General features: G+C 55.4%; 17 protein-coding genes. 3 read left to right on the top strand and 14 right to left on the bottom strand.

All coding sequences use genetic code 11. The annotated features are described in order from the left end of the window. Positions 1-32: 32 nt before the first annotated feature. Positions 33-800 carry an SDR family NAD(P)-dependent oxidoreductase gene (locus ACS0RQ_RS20175; RefSeq protein WP_271850178.1) on the bottom strand — a complete coding sequence of 256 codons (768 nt, stop codon included), beginning with the start codon at positions 798-800 and terminating at the stop codon, positions 33-35. A gap of 183 nt (positions 801-983) precedes the next feature. Between ACS0RQ_RS20175 and ACS0RQ_RS20170 the strand changes: the two genes are divergently transcribed. Then, positions 984-2,321 (top strand): aspartate aminotransferase family protein, encoded by a 1,338-nt coding sequence (locus ACS0RQ_RS20170; RefSeq protein WP_271850177.1) that lies wholly within the window; start codon positions 984-986, stop codon positions 2,319-2,321. A 240-nt stretch (positions 2,322-2,561) separates the two neighbouring features. Then, positions 2,562-2,714: a Hok/Gef family protein gene (locus ACS0RQ_RS20165; RefSeq protein ID WP_107222510.1), complete on the top strand. Its 153-nt coding sequence runs from the start codon at positions 2,562-2,564 to the stop codon at positions 2,712-2,714. A 72-nt stretch (positions 2,715-2,786) separates the two neighbouring features. Here the strand turns inward: ACS0RQ_RS20165 and ACS0RQ_RS20160 are convergent, their stop codons facing one another. From ACS0RQ_RS20160 to ACS0RQ_RS20120, 9 genes are all read right to left on the bottom strand, one after another. Further along, entirely contained in the window at positions 2,787-3,491 is a 705-nt protein-coding gene (locus tag ACS0RQ_RS20160) for an ABC transporter ATP-binding protein (protein ID WP_271850175.1), read from the bottom strand. Continuing rightward, positions 3,478-4,314: an ABC transporter ATP-binding protein gene (locus ACS0RQ_RS20155; RefSeq protein ID WP_271850174.1), complete on the bottom strand. Its 837-nt coding sequence runs from the start codon at positions 4,312-4,314 to the stop codon at positions 3,478-3,480. Before ACS0RQ_RS20155 ends, ACS0RQ_RS20160 begins: the two co-directional genes overlap by 14 nt. Continuing rightward, positions 4,307-5,140, bottom strand: a complete 834-nt coding sequence (locus tag ACS0RQ_RS20150; protein ID WP_271850173.1) for an ABC transporter permease — start codon at positions 5,138-5,140, stop codon at positions 4,307-4,309. Before ACS0RQ_RS20150 ends, ACS0RQ_RS20155 begins: the two co-directional genes overlap by 8 nt. Then, entirely contained in the window at positions 5,140-6,162 is a 1,023-nt protein-coding gene (locus ACS0RQ_RS20145) for an ABC transporter permease (protein WP_271850172.1), read from the bottom strand. The genes ACS0RQ_RS20150 and ACS0RQ_RS20145 overlap by 1 nt, the downstream gene beginning before the upstream one ends. Before the next feature lie 78 nt (positions 6,163-6,240). Beyond that, on the bottom strand, positions 6,241-7,809 hold the full coding sequence (locus tag ACS0RQ_RS20140) for an ABC transporter substrate-binding protein (RefSeq protein WP_271850171.1): 1,569 nt from the start codon (positions 7,807-7,809) through the stop codon (positions 6,241-6,243). Positions 7,810-8,439: 630 nt separating this feature from the next. Further along, positions 8,440-9,951, bottom strand: a complete 1,512-nt coding sequence (locus ACS0RQ_RS20135) for an FGGY family carbohydrate kinase (protein WP_271850170.1) — start codon at positions 9,949-9,951, stop codon at positions 8,440-8,442. Positions 9,952-9,983: 32 nt separating this feature from the next. Then, positions 9,984-11,402, bottom strand: a complete 1,419-nt coding sequence (locus ACS0RQ_RS20130) for an L-fucose/L-arabinose isomerase family protein (RefSeq protein WP_334633589.1) — start codon at positions 11,400-11,402, stop codon at positions 9,984-9,986. 34 nt (positions 11,403-11,436) lie between these two features. After that, the gene (locus ACS0RQ_RS20125; RefSeq protein WP_271850168.1) at positions 11,437-12,381 is read right to left on the bottom strand and encodes a transketolase family protein; all 945 of its coding nucleotides are present in this window, start codon (positions 12,379-12,381) and stop codon (positions 11,437-11,439) included. Then, positions 12,374-13,204, bottom strand: a complete 831-nt coding sequence (locus tag ACS0RQ_RS20120; RefSeq protein ID WP_041852202.1) for a transketolase — start codon at positions 13,202-13,204, stop codon at positions 12,374-12,376. The genes ACS0RQ_RS20125 and ACS0RQ_RS20120 overlap by 8 nt, the downstream gene beginning before the upstream one ends. Before the next feature lie 316 nt (positions 13,205-13,520). Here ACS0RQ_RS20120 and ACS0RQ_RS20115 point away from each other — a divergent pair, with 316 nt between their 5' ends. Then, positions 13,521-14,474, top strand: coding sequence for a sugar-binding transcriptional regulator (locus ACS0RQ_RS20115; RefSeq protein WP_271850167.1), 954 nt, complete (start codon positions 13,521-13,523; stop codon positions 14,472-14,474). A gap of 295 nt (positions 14,475-14,769) precedes the next feature. Here the strand turns inward: ACS0RQ_RS20115 and ACS0RQ_RS20110 are convergent, their stop codons facing one another. From ACS0RQ_RS20110 to ACS0RQ_RS20095, 4 genes are read right to left on the bottom strand one after another with little or no spacing between them, the layout of a single operon-like run. Then, entirely contained in the window at positions 14,770-15,858 is a 1,089-nt protein-coding gene (locus ACS0RQ_RS20110; RefSeq protein ID WP_041852200.1) for an ABC transporter permease, read from the bottom strand. A 1-nt stretch (position 15,859) separates the two neighbouring features. Further along, positions 15,860-17,386: a sugar ABC transporter ATP-binding protein gene (locus ACS0RQ_RS20105; RefSeq protein WP_271850166.1), complete on the bottom strand. Its 1,527-nt coding sequence runs from the start codon at positions 17,384-17,386 to the stop codon at positions 15,860-15,862. Continuing rightward, positions 17,386-17,994: a DUF2291 family protein gene (locus ACS0RQ_RS20100; protein WP_271850165.1), complete on the bottom strand. Its 609-nt coding sequence runs from the start codon at positions 17,992-17,994 to the stop codon at positions 17,386-17,388. Before ACS0RQ_RS20100 ends, ACS0RQ_RS20105 begins: the two co-directional genes overlap by 1 nt. A gap of 13 nt (positions 17,995-18,007) precedes the next feature. After that, positions 18,008-18,949 carry a D-ribose ABC transporter substrate-binding protein gene (locus ACS0RQ_RS20095; protein ID WP_110295786.1) on the bottom strand — a complete coding sequence of 314 codons (942 nt, stop codon included), beginning with the start codon at positions 18,947-18,949 and terminating at the stop codon, positions 18,008-18,010. Positions 18,950-19,000 lie beyond the last annotated feature (51 nt).

Raw genomic sequence — 19,000 nt, 5'->3', positions numbered from 1 at the left:
GCAAGCGCCTTATCCAGGCTACCACAGACATATTAATCCCGGTCAATGGCAAACGGCTGCCAGGCCTGACGCACCGGCATGACTTCCACCCGGTTAATATTCATATGGTCTGGTAGTGTGGCGATGTAGAACATCTGTTCGGCGATATCCTGTGCGCTGAGTGGCGTGGTGCCACGGTATAAGTTATCGGATGCCGCCTGATCGCCTTTGGTGCGAACCAGCGTGAATTCGGTTTCCGCAATACCCGGCGCCAGATCGGTCACCCGCACACCTGTACCCAGCAAATCGCAGCGCAGGTTATAGCTAAACTGTTTCACAAAGGCTTTGGTTGCGCCATAAACGTGGCTGCCCGGATAGGGCCATTGTCCGGCAATCGAACCAATATTGATGATACTCGCCCCTGCGCCATGCTGAATCAGCGTGGGCAGCAGCGCGTGAGTCACATTGACCAGCCCGGTGACGTTGGTATCAATCATGGTCTGCCAGTCTTCCAACTCAACGTTTTGTGCGGGCTGCGGTGAAAGCGCCAGCCCGGCGTTATTGATAAGCGTGGTGATATCGGCGAACGCGGGTGGGAGCCCGGCAACGGCCTGCTTCACGGCGTCTTTATCGCGTACATCCAGCTCAATAATGTGAACGGGTACTTCTGCCGCCAGCGAATCCTGCAACGCCTCAAGGCGTGCCAGACGGCGTCCACTCAGTACCAGCGACCAACCTGCTTTGGCAAAGACCCGCGCGGCGGCTTCGCCGAACCCGGATGTCGCGCCGGTAATAAAGACCACTTTCTTTGCTGTTGTCATCTCTCTCTCCTGTGCTGGTTTCTTCCGCCACTATAAAAAACGCGCGCGCAGGAGAGACAGAGCCAGTTGGTGAGTAAATATGTGACACGTGTGTCACATGCCGCTAACAAGACTGGCTCTACCTGACTGCGCCAGGTGCGCCGCATGATGGAATCAACAACAACGGTATGAAAGGAGCAGGGTATGAAACTGGCACTTCAGAGCGAGATGGCGATAACCAACGATGATGTACGTCAGCTGGACCGTTCGTATGTGTTCCATTCATGGTCGATGCAAGGCAACCTCAATCCGCTGGTGATCGCCGGTGCACAAGGGTGCGAATTGTGGGATTACGATGGCAATACGTATCTGGATTTCAGTAGCCAACTGGTAAACGTCAATATCGGTTATCAGCATCCGCGTGTTCTGGCGGCGATGAAGGCACAACTGGAATTATTGACCACTATCGCGCCGGCGACGGCAAACCTCGCACGCGGCGAAGCGGCAAAACGGATTGTTGATCTGGCGCCCGAAGGCTTTAGCAAAGTGTTCTTTACGAACGCCGGGGCCGACGCCAACGAAAACGCCATGCGTATGGCGCGTATGTATACCGGGCGTGACAAGATTTTTTCTGCCTACCGTTCTTACCATGGGAATACCGGTAGCGCCATTGTGGCCACGGGCGATCCCCGTCGTATTCCGAATGAATATGCCCGTGGGCACGTTCACTTCTTTAACCCGTACCTGTATCGCAGCGAGTTTAACGCCACAACCGAAGAAGAAGAGTGTCAGCGCGCACTGGCGCATCTGCGCCGGATGATTGAGTGTGAAGGGCCGAATTCTGTCGCCGCTATTCTGCTGGAGTCCGTACCGGGTACGGCCGGGATTCTGGTGCCGCCTAAAGGCTATATGCAGGGCGTGCGCGCACTGGCAGATGAGTTCGGCATTGTGCTGATTGTCGATGAAGTGATGGCCGGTTTCGGTCGCACAGGTAGCTGGTTTGCGTTCGAGCAGGATGGCATTGTTCCCGATCTCATCACCTTCGCAAAAGGTGTTAATGCGGGTTACGTACCGGCGGGCGGCGTCATTATTTCCGAGAAAATCTCACATTACTTTGACGACCACTTCTTTGCAGGCGGCCTGACCTATTCCGGCCATCCGCTGGCGATGTCGGCCATTGTCGCCACGCTCGATGCGATGAAAGATGAAAAAGTGGTAGAAAACGCGGCAACGGTGGGGGACGGCGTGTTGCGCGCTGGCCTGACGTCGCTGGCGCAGAAACATGCGTTGATCGGTGATGTGCGTGGTCGTGGTATGTTCCAGGCGCTGGAGCTGGTCACCGACCGCGTGGCGAAAACGCCAGTCGCCGCAGCCGATATGGCGGCGATCAAAGGCGCGTTGCTCAACGCCGGGATTTTGCCTTTTGTCGCTGAAAACCGTATTCACGTGGTGCCGCCTTGCACTATGAGTGCCGCCGAAGTGCAAAAAGGGTTAGCGATTTTTGATGCCGTGCTTGAGCAGTTTGGCAGCCTGGCGAAGTGATAGCGTCTCGCCTGAACATATTCTGAAAAGTGAATTTAACTGGATATAAATACAGTTTTTCTTTCGTGCGAAGGGAATGAAGAGGTTAGGATGCTCGCGGGTGCCTGAGGCTTTCTGAGCCGGGCATTTGCAGGGTTCAGAAAGGTGAAAGCCCCAGGAGATAGTGTTATCAACCTGAGGCTTACATCCCAACCCTGAACAAGTTGGATGTTAGTCTCTTTTTTGCACGGAGGCAACGACATGCTAACGAAGTACGCCCTGGTGGCGATCGTGGTGCTGTGTATGACAGCACTGGGTTTCACGCTGTTAGTACGCGACTCGCTTTGCGAGATGACGTTCAAACAACGGGATACGGAGTTTAAAGCTGTTCTCGCTTACGAAACGAAGAAGTAGCTGACTTGCGGGGAGCCATCCCCGCAAATCATCTTGTCAGGTTGGATCCTCACGCACCCAAACCCTTTTCACTTACCCCATACGGTGTTCGCCACGTGCCAGCGCATCCCGGTCAAAAAAGCGCTCGATTTTACCGTTCGCCATAAAGGCGGCCCGGTCTGACATATGCGCAATGACATCGGCATCGTGGCTAACCAACAGATAACTCATATTGTGCTGGTCTTTCAGACGGTTCAGTAAGTTGAGTATTTCTGCCTGGATCGACATATCCAGCGCTGAGGTTGGCTCATCAAGCAGAAGAATCTGTGGACGCAACAGCAATGCCCGGGCGATCGCCACACGCTGACGCTGACCACCTGAGAGTTGATGTGGATAGCGTCTGGCAGCATCCGCAGGCAGCCCCACCTCTTCCAGTGCCGTGCTGACGCGCTGCTCTACCGCTTTCTCACGGTGAATCTGTAGCGGTTCTGCGAGAGAACGATACAGCGTATGGTTGGGATGCAGTGAAGCGTACGGATCCTGAAAGACCATTTGTACGTTGCGTCGCAATGCCCCCTGGTAGCGCGTGCCCGCTTTTATCTCTGAGCCGAAGAGTGACATTTCACCACGCCAGTCACGCTGCAGCCCTGCCAGTACGCGCATCAGCGTTGATTTGCCACAGCCTGATGCGCCAATCAGGCTAAATGTCTCGCCCTGTTCGAGGCTAAAACTGGCATCACGGACGACGGTTTTTTCCCCGAAGCTTACTTCCAGATGGCGAATTTCAGCGATGACCATGGTCTGACTCCGTAAAGATTTGGCTGCGATCAAGTGTCGGGAGCATTTGTCCATAGGTCTGCGCCTGTGGTCGACAGGTCCACAGCGTGCGCGTGTAAGGATGCGTGGCATTGGGAAGTTCGCTGGCGGTCATTTCATCCACCTTTTGCCCCTGGTACATCACCAGCACGCGATGACAGTGCTGCGCGACCAGCGGTAAATCGTGACTGATAAGCAGCATGGCCATTTGCCGCTGTTCACACTGCGCCACCAGCAGTTCAAGGATCTGATTGCGCAGGCGCGCGTCGAGCGCTGAGGTCGGTTCATCCGCTATCAGCACCTGTGGGTTGTTAACCAGCGCGATGGCGATCATCACACGCTGGCCCATACCACCGGAAAGCTCTCCGGGGTAGCGTTGCAACACCGCCGGTTCCAGCTCCACGGCGCGCAATGCCTCGTTTATTTTTTCCAGCCGCTGTTTGCGGTTCAGGCGCTGATGAAGCGTCAGGGCTTCGTCCAGTTGTGCCTGCACAGTTTGGACTGGATTAAGCGCATAGCGCGGGTCTTGTAGTACCATCGCAATGCCATTGCCACGCAGGGCGCGCCACGCTTTATTCTCCATGGTCAGTAAATCATGCCCGGATACGCTCAGTTCACTGGCGCTGACCTTTCCGGGTTTACGTACCAGCCCCATCAGGGCACGGGCGGTCATTGATTTACCGGAGCCAGATTCGCCCACCAGCGCGAGGCGTTCATTGCCCAACGTGAAACTCAGGTTATTGACCACGCGGGCGCCGGGATAATCAACATTAAGACCCGATACGATAATTCGTTTTTCAGTCATGTTGTGGCTCCAGTACATCACGCAGGCCATCGCCCAGCAGGTTAAACGCAAGACTCGCCAGTAAAATGACCGCGCCAGGGGCTGCGGCAATCCACCATTGATCGAAGATAACTTGCATACCATCAGCGATCATGGCGCCCCATTCCGCCATCGGTGGGCGAGCCCCCAGACCCAGAAAACCCAGTCCGGCGGCGGCAAGGATAATGCCCGCCAGGTCCAGAGCCAGACGCACAATCGCGGATGGCAGGCAGAGTGGCAGAATATGCCCCAGTAACAGCCGCCAGCCGCGAATTCCCATCATCTCAGCCGCTGCCAGGTAATCGCTGTGACGAAGTCGCTGGATCTCGCTACGTGCCTGACGCGCATAGGCAGGCCAGGTAGTCAGCGCGAGGGCGAGTGCGCCATTGACGAGGCCCGGGCCAAGCATGGCGACAAACGCGAACGCAAGGATGAGACGCGGCATGGACATGACCACATCGGTAAAGCGCATCAGAACGCGTTCCAGCCAGCCACCGTAATAGCCAGACAAAATACCGACCAGCAGGCCGGCAGGCAGCGTAATGAGGGTGACCATGGCCACCAGCCCCAGCGCCGGACGCGTGCCATAAATGAGCCGTGACAGCAAATCACGGCCATAGCTGTCGGTTCCCAGCCAGTGTGCAGCCGAGGGCGGCTGTAAGCGCGACGCGGCATCCTGCCAGTTGGGGTCTTGCGGTGCCAGCCACGGCGCCAGAATGGCAACCAGCAGGAGTAACACCACAATAATCAATCCGCTAAAACCCGCAGGCGAATGGCGCAGACGGCGTAAAAAGAGAGTCGTCGGCATTAGCGAATCCTCGGGTCAGTGAGCCGTACCAGCATATCGGCGAGGTTATTTATCAGGACAAAGCAGACACCGATAACCAGTGTGCCGCCCATAATCGCCGTGGTGTCACCGGCAAACAGCGCGGTCGTGAGATAGCGGCCAATACCCGGCCAGGAAAAGACGGTCTCTGTCAGCACCGCGCCTTCCAGCATGCTGGTATAGGACAGCGCAACCACGGTCAGGAGCGTGCCGCGAATATTTGGCAGGACATGGCGCAGCATGATTGTCATCTCGCCAGCCCCCTTTGCGCGTGCCAGCAAGATATACTCTTTGTTCATTTCGCCAAGGCAGGCCGAGCGGGTTAGTCGCGTGATGCTGGCCAGAGAATAGTAAGCAAGCAGGCTGGCCGGAAGTACCATATGGCTAAGGGCATTTCTGAATGCCTGACTGTCACCGGAAAGCCAGGTATCGATAAGCACAAAGCCGGTCTGCGGGGTGACAGTGTACTGATAAATATCATCCAGCCTGCCGGGGCCTGCGCTCCATTGCAGGTTCGCGTAGAACAGCGCCAGCATTAACAGACCGAGCCAGAAGATAGGGACAGAGTTACCGAGCAGGGTAAAAGTGCGCACGGCCAGATCCAGCGGGGAACCGGCAAAACGGGCACATAATACGCCCGCGAGAATACCCAACGCGGTACCGATAACCAATGCCAGGGTAGCCAGCTCCAGCGTGGCAGGAAAAGCGGAGAGTAGATCCTGCAAGACGGGCTGTCCGGTGGCGCTGGCGGTGCCTAAATCACCGTGAGACAGGTCGAGTAAATAGTGCCAGAACTGCACGGGCAGCGGTTGATCCAGCCCGAGTTGGTGGCGGACCTGGTCATAGGTCGACTGGCTGGCATGGTCACCGACGATTTGCAGCACACGGTCAACGGGCGAGAGTGCCGAGAGTGAAAAGGTAACCAGTAACAGACCAAATAACGTCAGGGCGAGGGTTATCAGGGTCTGGATAACCCGTAACAGCCTGGGTGAGATGTGGGACATGACTAACTCTTAATGGCATCGTTCTTTAATGATGACCCTCTCTCGTCATGAGAAAGGGTCAACGGCGCAATCGCTAACTTACTTGGTTACGCGGTCATACCACACCATATCGGCATTTAACCCTTGCTGGTAGCCTTTCACATTATCACGTACCACGATTTGCGTTTTCCCTTGATCAACAAAGATATAAGGGGATTTATGCTGCAACTCTTGCTGCATTTTTTTGTAGAGCTCCAGACGTTTGGCGGCATCCGGCTCGGCAACGGCCGCGAGCGTGGCTTTGCTTAATTCAGGGATCTGCCAGCCATTCAATCCGGCAACCGTACTGGATTTCCCGTCATTATAGGCGAAGGCGCTGGCGTTGGAGTGGGCGTCAAAATAATCGGGGATCCACAGACGAATCGCCGCCTGATGCTGTTTGGCACGCACGCGGGCATAGACCTGGCTGCCCGCAGCGGGTAACAGATCTACCTTCACGCCGCCCTGAGCAAAACTGGCTTGCATAGACTGGGCGATGGTAATGAACGGCGGTTTGTTTTCGACGTCCAGGGTGAAGTGCGCATCCTTAATGCCCGCTTTGGCGAGGATCTCTTTTGCTTTTGCCGGGTCGAATTTAAACGGGTTATCTTCCAGCGCGCCTGGCAGGCCGACCGGCAGGAAACTCTGGTGGACAAAATATTGCCCTTTCAGCAGATCTTTGGTGATGCCGTCGTAATCGACCAGCCAGCGTGCCGCCTCCCAGAAGGCGGGATTGTTCAGCAACGGGTTCGCGCTGTTACCGGCGTTAAAGACCAGATAGTTCTGCTCAGCAGACGGAATACTCAGCACCTTAATGCCTTTCTTATCTGCCAGCGCGCTAATCTGATCGGCACCGAGATCGCGCGCCACATCGGCATCGCCCTGTTGAATTAACAGACGACGGGAAGCCGGATCCGGTACGTTTTTAATAATGATATTTTTCAGTTTGGGCGCGCCGCCAGGCGAAGTGGGATTGGCGTCCAGTACGATAGCCTGATGCGGTTGATAAACGCGCATTTTGTACGCGCCGCTGCCCGCAGAGTGCAGTTTTAGCCAGGCGTTACCAAAATCATTGTCTTTGACGTTCGCGCTGACCAGTTTCTCATCTACGATTGAGGCGATAGGCGTGGAGAGAATATTCAGTGCCACTGCCGGGCTGACATCCGCCGTCCAGTGCAACTGGATCGTATGATCGTCGATTTTCTTTAACTGGCTGGCGATATTGTCCGGTTCCCAGCCCAGGACGTTAAGAATAAAGGCCGGGGATTTGTTCATGGTGACCGCGCGGGTATAGGAGAAAATCACATCCTCAGGGCGCAGCGGGTTACCGGAAGCAAACTTCGCGTCACTTTTCAGTTTGATGGTCAGGGTTTTGGCGGCCGCATCGGGCTGCCAGCTTTCTGCCAACACCGGGTTAATCTTTTCAGGGTTCTCACGATCCGGCTGGACCAGGCGCTCGTACAGGCTTGGAACGGTCTGGATACTGGAAAGCTCATTGGCTTCTGCCGGATCCAGGCTGACAATATCGTCCAGACCTTGTGCAACAACCAGGGTATCTGGCGGCGTTGCCGCATAGCTGGTGGCAGAGAGCAGCGTCATGATGACGAGAGGCAGCAGTTTTTTGGTCATATGAGATCCCTGTAAAGTTAATTTAGTGTCATTATTTTGTATCGCTAAAGTAGGCTGCTTCCGATTTTTCTTAAAGTTTAAATTCGTCTTTATTTATGCGCTTAAGGCATAAGCCAGATTATTTGGCTATGAAAATGGAGCCAAACAAAGATGAAAAAGCGGAGGGATTTTTAGCGTTTTTATGTTTTCTGAAAAATTGATTTTAACTGGATATAAATACAGTTTTATTCGTACAGAGGGAAGTAAGCGGGTAGCATTCTCGCGGGTGCCTGAGGCTTTCTGAGCCAGGCATTTGCAGGGTTCAGAAAGGTGAAAGCCCCAGGAGATAGTGTTATCAACCTGAGGCTTATCATCCAACCCTAGACAAGTTGGATGTTAGTCTCTTTTTTGCACGGAGGCAACGACATGCTAACGAAGTACGCCCTGGTGGCGATCGTGGTGCGGTGCCTCTAGTAGAGGGGTTCTGACCATTTTTTGAAAGTTCGAAATCGGAACATCAGGCTATCTTCTTTGCCAGTGTTGATTTAAGGCGAGTCTCGCGAACAACCGAAGAAGTAGCTAACCTGAATTGCGGGGGAGCCATCCCCGCAAATCATCTTGTCAGGTTTGAACCTCACGCACCCAAACCCTTTAGCCTGGCTGCATTTTCTGTGTGCGGGCAAGCTGTACTGCGCTTTGCCAGTCATGCCAGCGTTTTTGCAATCTGTCGTGACGCTGTTCATCCGGTGTGAACGTCGCATGTTCGGGAAGATACTGGCGAAGCTGTTCTGTATCGACCTGCAACAGCGCCTTTCGTGCCAGCAGTGCCGCCCCCATAGCCGATAGCTCCGGGACGTCGCTGCGCATCACCGGGCAACCCAGCAGGTCAGCCTGATACTGCATCAGCCAGTCGTTCCTGGTTGGGCCGCCATCGACCATCAGCGCTTTTAAGGCGAAATCGCCGTGCTGGCGCATGGCAACCACCACGTCGGCAATCTGGTAGGTGATCGACTCCAGCGCTGCGCGAACCAGATGCGCGCGCTTGACGCCACGGCTCAGGCCATGAATCAGACCACGCGCATCTTCGTCCCACCAGGGGGCGCCGAGGCCCGTCAGCGCCGGAACAAAATAGACGCCGAGTGTTGATTCCACTGAGGCCGGTAGCGTATTCAGCGCTTGCGCCAGTTCCGCTTCCGGCAGCTCGCTTAAGCCTGTGCTTTCCGCCATCCATGCCACTGCATCGCCGGTATGAGGAATGTTGCCTTCCAGCCCGTACACCAGCCGTTCGCCATCATGCCACGCTACGGTGGTCGCCAGTGATTTCACGTCACACTGTGCGGATACCACCGGAGCCATTACCGATGACCCTGTGCCGTAGGTCGCTTTCACACACCCGGCGGCGCCAAGGCCGTGGGCGAACAACGCGGCGTGCGAATCGCCGATCATCGCCAGCACCGGGATACCCTCCGGGATGGCGTCCAGCCCTTTGGTGTAGCCAAACAAGCCACTGGAGGGGCGAATTTCCGGTAGCGCCTGACGGGGGATCTGGAAGAGTGTGAGCATCTCCGCGTCCCAGTCGGCGGTATTAAGATTCAGTAACTGTGTGCGCGAGGCATTCGAGTAGTCGCAGCAAAATGACTCGCCCGCCGTCAGGTGCCAGAGCAACCAGCTATCTATTGTGCCAAGACAAATTTCACCTTGTTCCGCCAGCCCCCGACCATTGGGCAGCGAATTTAACAGCCAGCGCATTTTGGATGCGGAAAACAGTGGGGCGACGGGCAGCCCCGTCACCGCTTTAATTTTAGCGTCCTGACCTTGCTCGCGCAGAGCATGGCAAAAATCTGCCGTACGTGAACATTGCCAGGTTATGGCCGGACCTAACGGCAACCCGCTTGCGCGATACCAACCAATGGCCGTTTCCCGCTGATTGCTGATCGCCAGCGCCGCTACGCGCTCGGGGCCAACCTGCGCAATCACCTCGCTTATTACCGCCAGTGACGCCTGCAATAGCGCTTCGCCAGACTGCTCTACCCAGCCCTCGCGGGGTGTCTGGATGGTCAACGGGCGCGCGCTTTTCGCCACCACATTGCCCTGAGCATCCAGCGCGACGGCTTTGGCGTTCGTTGTCCCTTCATCAAGCGCGATGACAATATCTTTCGACATGGTATTTCTCCATCAGGCCCATGCGCACTGCATTACTGGTGCAGGTAAGTATCAACGCCGAGATAGCGCGTGAAGGCTTCATGCAGGATGGCGCCACTGGCCGCGTGGTTCATCGCCACGTGGTGCTCAAAACCGTTACGGCAAATATAGGTGAGCAACGCTTCCAGATGCGGAACCTGAATGACTGCGCGACAACCGACAGTATCCAGCGGATCGTCGACGGATTTGCCTTCGCCCACGTAGGCTTTGATTTCACCGGTCAAATCGTCAGTGCTCAGACGGAAATAGGTGAGGGGGCCGGATTTCAGGCGGCCATGCACCGCGCCACAGGTGTTCTCTTTACCCACGGTAGTACCGATGATATCCGCGGTGCCCATATGCGGGGTTTCGAGGCTGGCGGCAGCGAAGTTACCGCAGTGAAACAGCACGCATTTGTCGCGATCGTCGCCAAAGTTGTTGTTCCAGTCGGCAATCGAGGCCGGGCTCATATTGGCGCTTGCCAGTGCGTACATAGAAAGCGCGCCCATCACGTCGACTTCACAGGCTGACGGCATCAGTTGACCGGACATCACGCTCATGATGGAGCAGACGTTAATGCCCAGGTTTTCCTGCAACGAGGTCCAGCACTGAATGGCCGTGGTGTCGATATCGTTGGCGATAACCCATTCGCTGATGACCACAAACAGCTTCGCCATGGTGACCAGTTTGTCCGCGGCGATACCGCTGGCATCGGCGTTATCCATCAGCAGACGGCGCTTCTCATCAACGCGGATATCGTCGTCACGCAGCAATTTGATACGGGTGAATACTTCGGACAGATCCAGGGTTTCCACTGCAATGCCCAGGCGCTCAAGCAGTTTTTCGCTGTAACGTACGGTGTTGAAACCGGCCGGGCGTGCGCCGATGGCCCCCACGCGAACGCCACGCATGCTGCTCACCACGCGGCAAATTTGTTCAAAACGTTTCAGATCCTGCTCGAAAATCTCGCCGCTCAGGGCGCAAACGTGCTGTGTTGTCAGGGTGAACGGGATACCGTACTGGCGCAGGTTGTTACACAGGGAGATCTTGCCGCAGAAGCTATCACGGCGCGTCGCCAGCCCCATCTTGTCCAGATTGTCCTCTTCCGCCTGTACCAGCACAGGGACGTTTAAACCGGACAGGCGCAGGGTTTCCGCCACCGCTTTTTCATCGCCGAAGTTCGGCAGAAGCACAACCACGCCGTGAATTTCATCACGGTGGGCGCGGAACAGTTCGGCACAGGTTTTGGCATCCTGACGGGTTTCAACACCGCCGAGCTCGGTCTGGGTCTCATCGAGCATAATAGTCTTAATGCCAAGGCGGCCAAACAGGGCGACCGCCTGTTCACGGGCTTCTGCCACCAGGTAGCTTGGGAAAAATCCGCGGTTACCGATAATCACCGCCATGGTCAGTTGTTGAGGAATTCGGGACATTGCTCTCTCTCCAGTAAGTTGTTCTTTATTATTCTTATTGCCGTGTCAGCAGTTCACGGGCGTTTTTCACCACACCTGCGGCATCAATCTCATGGCGTGCGCGGGTGGAGGCGCGATCGGCGGCGATCGCATATTGACCATCAGGGATACCGAGGCGGCGCAGCGGGATGCCGTATCCGGCTTCTGCCAGTACTTCGGCGACCAGGCTGCCCACGCCGCCGTTGACGTTGTGCTCTTCAACGCTGACGACCGCTTTACAGGTGTTCAGTGCGGCCAGTAATTGCGAGGTATTACACGGACGAATAGACGGTACACTGATAACACAGGCCTCAATACCGCCTTCTGCCAGTTGTGTGGCGGCGGCGACAATTTCATGGACTGTCGATCCCATCGCCACCAGCGCAATGTCTTTCCCTTCGCGCAGCACATCAATGTCACCCGGTTTGAACTGATAACCTTCATCATGCAGCTCCGGCAACGCTTTACCGTCGAGGCGGATATAGACCGGGCCGACGTGGTCCAGCGCATAGTCAATTATTTGACGGCATTCAACAGGGCAGGAAGGGGCGTAAATTTCGATGTTGCCAAAACCACGCAACACGGAAATATCGTCGATGCTATGGTGCGTACTGGCCAGCGGGCCATAGCTGGCACCGGCATTCAGGCCAAACAGCTTCACGTTGGTGTTGTTGTAACAAATGTCTACTTTGATCTGTTCGTTAGCACGCGAGATCAAAAATGGCGCGGCATTACAGGTCACCGCAACTTTGCCGCCAATGGCAAGCCCTGCGGCGGCACCCACCAGCGTTTGCTCGGCGATACCAACATTCACCAGGCGGCCTGGGAATTTCTTCATAAACGGTGAGATCTTGGCCGTGGAGGTGGAATCTGCCACCACCGGTACCAGGTCTACCCCACGGTCAACAGCGTCGATAAACGCATTCACCATCACCGTTGCGAGATGTTCGCTATTACTCATCTTTCAGTTCCTCCAGCGCCAGTTCAACTTCTTCACCTTTCGGCACCCGGTGGTGCCATTCCGGGCGTCCCTGAATAAAGGAGATGCCAGCGCCTTTGGTGGTGTAAGCAATCACGACGTGCGGTTTCCCCGCAGGCTGTAACCCTTCCAGCGTCGCCACCACGTCGGCCATATCGTTACCTTTACACTCGGTAACCTGCATGCCAAAGGCGCGCCATTTTTCATCCAGCGGATCGGTGTTCATGATCTCTTTGGTTGGGCCGGCCAGTTGAAGGCTGTTTTTATCGTTAATAATGATCAGGTTATCGAGCTGGTAATGGGCGGCGACCAGCGCGGCTTCCCAGTTACTGCCCTCAGCCAGTTCACCATCACCGGTAACGACAAACACCCGGCGTTTGCTGTTGCTGCGTTTGGCCGCCAGCGCGATACCGACCGCAACGGGCAGGCCGTGGCCCAGTGCGCCGGTATTAAGTTCGATACCCGGCGTTTTATGTTTTACCGGATGGCCCGGCAGATGCGAATCGGGATGCTGATAGGTTGCCAGCCAGTCCACAGGGATAAATCCGGCTTCCGCCAGAATGCAGTAATAACCCCCCACCGCGTGACCTTTTGACTGGATATAAATGTCGCGTTCATCGCTCTCTTTCAGTTCTGGCGAACAGTTCAGAATGCGGAAGTAGAGCGCTGTCAGCAGCTCAACCTGGGATAGGTCTGCGCCCGTGTGCCCACCTGCCGGGCTTTCGGCATTCAGCACGATGATGCGACGGCGTACGGCGCGTGCTTTTTTTTCAAGCTCCTCAACAGAGAGCGAAAACGGATTCATAGTCCACCTCTTGAATTTATAATCTAACTTGAATAAATATTCAATCAGGGTGAAAAAGCACACCTGCGCACCCTTTTGCGGTCGATCCCACAAGGTTAAACGTCAGGTTGTTATTGCTTTGAATATATATTCACTGATGATTTATTATTCATGAATAAAGATATGCCTTGTACGGAGGTTTGTCTACGCCTTGTGAAAGCAAATTTGGAAGAAAGGAGAATAGGATCACATTTGGATCCTCCCGCCTGGTATTGCGCAGCTTGTTATCTATTCGGGTATGAATAAAAATGACAGGAGAGAATTGAAGGGGAAACCAATGTCAAAGCAGGATGAGCAGCGTTTGCTGGTGAAGATCGCCACGCTTTATTACAACGAGAACAAAAAGCAGTCAGAGATTGCCTCGCTGTTGAACTTGTCGCAGTCATTTGTCTCACGCGCACTGACTCGCTGTCAAAAAGAAGGGCTGGTGAAAATTACCGTGGTGCAGCCCACCAATATTTTTGTGTCGCTGGAAAAGGCCATTGAGCAACAGTATGGCATCCGTCAGGCAATTGTGGTGGATGTGGGGGAAAACGCCAGCAATGCGCAGATAAAACATGCCATTGGCAGTGCGGCGGCGCACTATGTGGAAACCCGCGTCCGCCCGGAAGACCTGGTGGGGATCTCTGCCTGGAGCAGTACCATTCGCTGCATGGTCGATGAAATGCACCCGCAAAATATCCGCGCCCAGGGTGTTATTCAGCTTCTTGGCGGGGTGGGGCCGAACGGTAACGTGCAGGCGACTATTCTGACCCAACAACTGGCTGAACATTTAGGCTGCCCGGCCTGGCTGCTGCCTTCGCAAAGTATTGAGCACTCGGTTGAAGAGCGCGCACGGCTGGTTAATAGCCCGGATGTGGCGGCGGTGGTGGCGAAATTTGCCGAGGTCGATGTGGCAATTGTCGGGATTGGCGAGCTGGAGCCGTCACAATTGTTGAAAAACTCCGGCAACTACTACAACGAAGATATGCTGCATTTGCTCTCCGAACGTGGCGCGGTAGGGGATATCTGCCTGCATTACTACGATGCGTCGGGCAAACCCGTCCTTACCCAGGAGGAGGACCCGGTGATTGGCATGGAGCTGGAGCAAATTCGTGCCTGCCAGCAGGTTATCGCGCTTGCGGGCGGGCCGGAAAAGCACAATGCGATTCGCGGCGCGTTGCAGGGAAATTATATTGATGTCCTGATCACCGATTACGCCACCGCGCGTAGTCTGGTAAGCAATGGCTGACCTGGGTTACGCCGCCTCCGGGAGTCCCGGGTGCGCTGCGCTTACCCGGGCTACGACCGGTTTTCTTCCTCTCCCCCGGGGCGGAGGAATCCCCACAAAAATGCGAGCACGAACGGTCCCCTCTCCTCTTTGGGGTGTACGGTCCGGAGACATAGTGAACGCTTGTTCGGGGACATGGTAGACACTTACAACTGAGGCATAAGAACCCGTGGACGTGCCAGGGTGGCTCACCGCCACCACCCTGGCGACTTTTGTCGATATCTGAGGCCTGAGAAACCAGGCCATGCCGATAAAACTACTTACTTTCTATCACTGCTTTTTGCGCAACCACCGCCGCTTTTTGCTGCATACGGTTCTGCATCTGATCGATGATGACCGCAACGATAATCACGATACCTTTAATCACCATCTGCCAGAATTCACTCACGCCCATCATCACCAGCCCGTCGGCGAGGAAGCCGATAACGAAGGCACCGATCAGTGTCCCGAGCACGGTGCCGCGCCCGCCTGCCAGCGAGGTTCCGCCAAGCACCACCGCAGCGATGGCGTTCATTTCAAAGGCTGTACCGTTCGCCGGGTGGCTTGCCAGCAACTGTGCCGACACCACGATCCCGGCCAGCGCTGCACAGAACCCGGAAATGGTGTAGACCCAGATTTTGACCTGCCTGACCTTCACGCCGGAAAGCTCTGCCGCACGCTCGTTATCGCCGATGGCATAAACGTGGCGGCCAAAGGGCAGGCGACGCGCGACATAGGCAATCACCACCGCCAGCACGATCATCAGCCAGATAGCCCACGGGATGCCAAACAGCGTACCGGCGCCAATCTCATCAAAGCCGGTATTGCCCAGCAACGGATTGCCGGAAAGCCCCGGAAAGGTTTGCCCATCTGAGGTGAGCATCGCGGCGCCACGCAGGACATACATCGTACCGAGCGTACAGATAAAGGGCGCGACGTTATAGCGGGTGATTATCCAGCCATTCACCGCGCCAATTAAGCCGCCGATCAGTAACACCAGCGGCACAATCACCCAGACGCTGGGGAAGATGGCGATACCAAACATCGGCAGCACAATCCCTTTGGTGATCATCCAGCCGGCTATCATCCCGCACAGGCCCAGCGTTGCACCGATGGACAAATCGATCCCGGCAGTGATGATGACAAACGTAATGCCCAGCGCCAGGAAGGCGTTGATGGCGATATGTTTAATCATGATCACCAGGCTGCCCGTCGAGAGGAAGCCGGGTACCGTGGCGGTAAAGAAGCCAACAATCAGGAACAGTGCGATAAAGGTTCGCAACTTTAACAGTAGAAGCAGAATGCTTTCGCGTGACAGCGATGCGCTTGCGCGCGGGGCCACCGCCACAGATTGTGTTGTTTTCATATCAGAACCCCTGAGCACTTGCCGTTACCAGCGCCGATTCTTCGGCCCGATCGCGCACAATATCGGCAGTAAGTTTGCCGCCGGACATCACCAGAATGCGGTCAGATACCGCCATGATTTCTTTCAGATCGGAGGTGGAAAAGACCACTGCGATCCCCTGTTCGGAGAGCTGCACCATCATGCGGAAGACGTCGGCTTTCGCCCCCACGTCAATCCCGCGTGTCGGTTCATCCAGAAACAGGACTTTCGGGTTGGTTAACAGCGAGCGACCAATGACCACTTTTTGCTGATTACCGCCGCTCAGCGCCTGGATTTCCACATCCGGCGTTGAGACCTTAATCGACAGATTGCCAATCGTGCTCGCCACCACCGCCTGCTCATCTTTTTGCGAAATGGTGATCCCGCGCTGCAATCGCCGCCACAGGCTGGCGATGGTCAGGTTGGTTGCCACCGACGATATCGGGAAGATACCGGTACGTTTGCGGTCTTCCGGTACCAGGCTCATCCCCATGCGGATACGATCCGCCGTTGCCAGCCGCTGCGGCACAGGTTTGCTGTCGAGCCACAATTTGCCCAGGTAGTTGCGTTCGGTACCGAGCATGCATTCAAACAGCTCCGTGCGCCCCGCGCCCATCAGGCCGTAAATACCGACAATTTCCCCGCTGTGAACTTTAAAGGTCACATCGTCCACCACCGCATTGCCCGCGCTGTTAACGCAGGTGATGTGCTCCGCTTCCAGCACCGGCGCGCCAAAGGTACGGCCCGGTGCCAGGAAGTTGCTCACCGGATCGCTGCCCAGCATTTCGCGAACGATCCACGGGACGTCGATGTCGCACACTTTCGCTTCGGCCTGAAACTTGCCGTCGCGCAGAATGGTGATGACATCGCCAATGGCCATTAACTCTTCCAGACGGTGCGAAATATAGATAATCGACACCCCCTGGCGGGTCAGTTCACGGATCACGCGAAAGAGGATCTCCACTTCCGTTTTACTCAGCGCCGACGTGGGTTCGTCGAGGATCAGGATGTCCGCGTCTTCCGCCAGCGCCTTGGCGATTTCCACTAACTGCTGCTGGCCTACTTTCAGGTTGCCCACCAGCTCTTTCGGTGAAATAGGCTGGTCGAGACGTTTTAACAGCCCGGCGGTCCGTTTTTCCTGTTCCGCTTCATTGATAGGCGCAATCCCTTTTTGTAACTCGCGTCCCAGGAAAATATTCTCGGCGACGTTGAGGTTTTCAAACAGGTTCAGCTCCTGGTGCACCATGCCGATACCCAGTGCGGCAGCGGCGCGGGTACTGGAAATCTGCACCGGTTTGCCGTTGAGTTCGATTTCACCCAGGCTCGGTTGCTGTACACCCGCGAGGATTTTCATCAGGGTGGATTTCCCTGCGCCATTCTCGCCGATAATCACATTCACCTTGCCGCGCCAGACGTTGTAGTCCACGTTGTCCAGCGCGATGGTGCCGGGAAAGAGCATCGAGATGCCGCGCGTGCGCAGAATAATGTCATCCACAGGTACATCGCTCATTACTGTGTCTCCTGTTTCAACTCCAGTGCCGCGGCATCTGTTGTCTTACCGCTCTTAATCGTGACGGCCATCAGCACAGTCGCCTGTTTGCCCACCCAACTCTCATCCACTTTGGGTAAGTGCTTGATGGTTTCGCGGTTGTAAGCCCGTGATAACTGCGCAAATTGAACCTGGTTGGTAAAGTCTTCAAATTTAAAGCCTGTGGCATCGCGAATGGCATTGCCCTGGATAACCGGCCCGGTCTGCACTTCCAGCGGCTGGCCGTTGAACGTAATGATCAGCTTTTGTTCACGTTCATTACTGACATCGACGCGTTCGACCTTGCTTATCAGGTGAACAAACACGCTTTGTGGTTTGTCGCTTGTCGCCTTCAGTTGTGTGGTGAGTGCGGTGGCGTCCAACGCATGCTTGTGGGCGGCGTCGATGACGCGTTCTTGCCATGTTTGTTGCGCGATCTGCTGTGGGGTCATGTTATCGAAGCTGGCTTTCGCATTCGGATCGGCAGGCATTATCGGCTTGCCGTTTGCATCCAGATCCACCACTGTGCAGGCCGTCAGCAACAGGGTGGTGCACCCTACGAATGCAGCACCCCATTGTTTTAACGACATAACATCTCCGCTCTTACTTGCTCAGGTTGAACATTTTCAGTTTGCTGGCGTTGCTTTCGTCGATCAGCATGCAGTCCATAAGCTGTTTCTCTTCTTTCTGGGCTTTGCCGTTTTTCAGGAAGTAATCGGCCTGTTCGACTGCCATTTGCGCCTGTTGCCAGCCTGGTTGCAGAACGGTGGCTTTGATGTTGCCTTTGTTGATGATGGAGTCACGCACGTAATCGCTGCCGTCAAAGCCAACCACAATGACGTTGGTTTTCCCGGCGGCTTTCAGCGCCGCTTCTGCGCCGAGCGCCATGGTGTCGTTACCGGAGATAACACCCACGATGTCCGGGTTGGTTTGCAAGATAGCTTCCATACGGGTGAAGGCTTCGGTCTGGCTCCAGTTCGCGGTCTGTTGCGCCACCATTTTCATATCCGGAAAATCATCCAGCACATCGTGGTAGCCCTGCGAGCGGACGCTGGCGTTGGTATCAGACTGACGCCCTAACAGTTCGACATACTTGCCTTTACCGTCCAGCAATTTGGCGAATTTTTGTGCGCCCAACTGTGCGCCCTGATAGTTGTTAGAGACGATTTGCGCGACAGCAACGCCGGTTTTGTTGATTTCACGGTCAATCAGGAAGGCCGGTACGCCAGCCGCTTTGGCTTTTTCCAGCGGGCCGACGGTGGCGTCTGCGCCAGCGTTATCAAGGATGATCGCTTTCGCTTTACGGGCAATCGCCGTTTCGATCAGTTGGTTTTGTTTGTTCACGTCATCATCATGGGAAGCCACGAGGGTGGTGTAGCCCAGTTCTTTGGCTTTTGCCGCCGCGCCGTCTGCTTCCGCTTTAAAGAATGGGTTGTCGTGTGAGGGGGTGATAATGGCGATCAGTCCGTTATCCGCGGCAAACAGCGAGCCGGAAGCGGCGATCAGGGAAGCCAGTACAGCAGATTTCAGTAGGGTCGTTTTCATCTTTTTCTCCACATTGAATATTTATTCAATAATGATTTATTATTCAAGTTA

The organism is Phytobacter diazotrophicus (genome assembly GCF_052061655.1).
Lineage (GTDB): Bacteria > Pseudomonadota > Gammaproteobacteria > Enterobacterales > Enterobacteriaceae > Phytobacter > Phytobacter diazotrophicus.
Note: the sequence above shows the minus strand (reverse complement) of the source record. Positions and strands in the feature narration are given on the sequence as shown.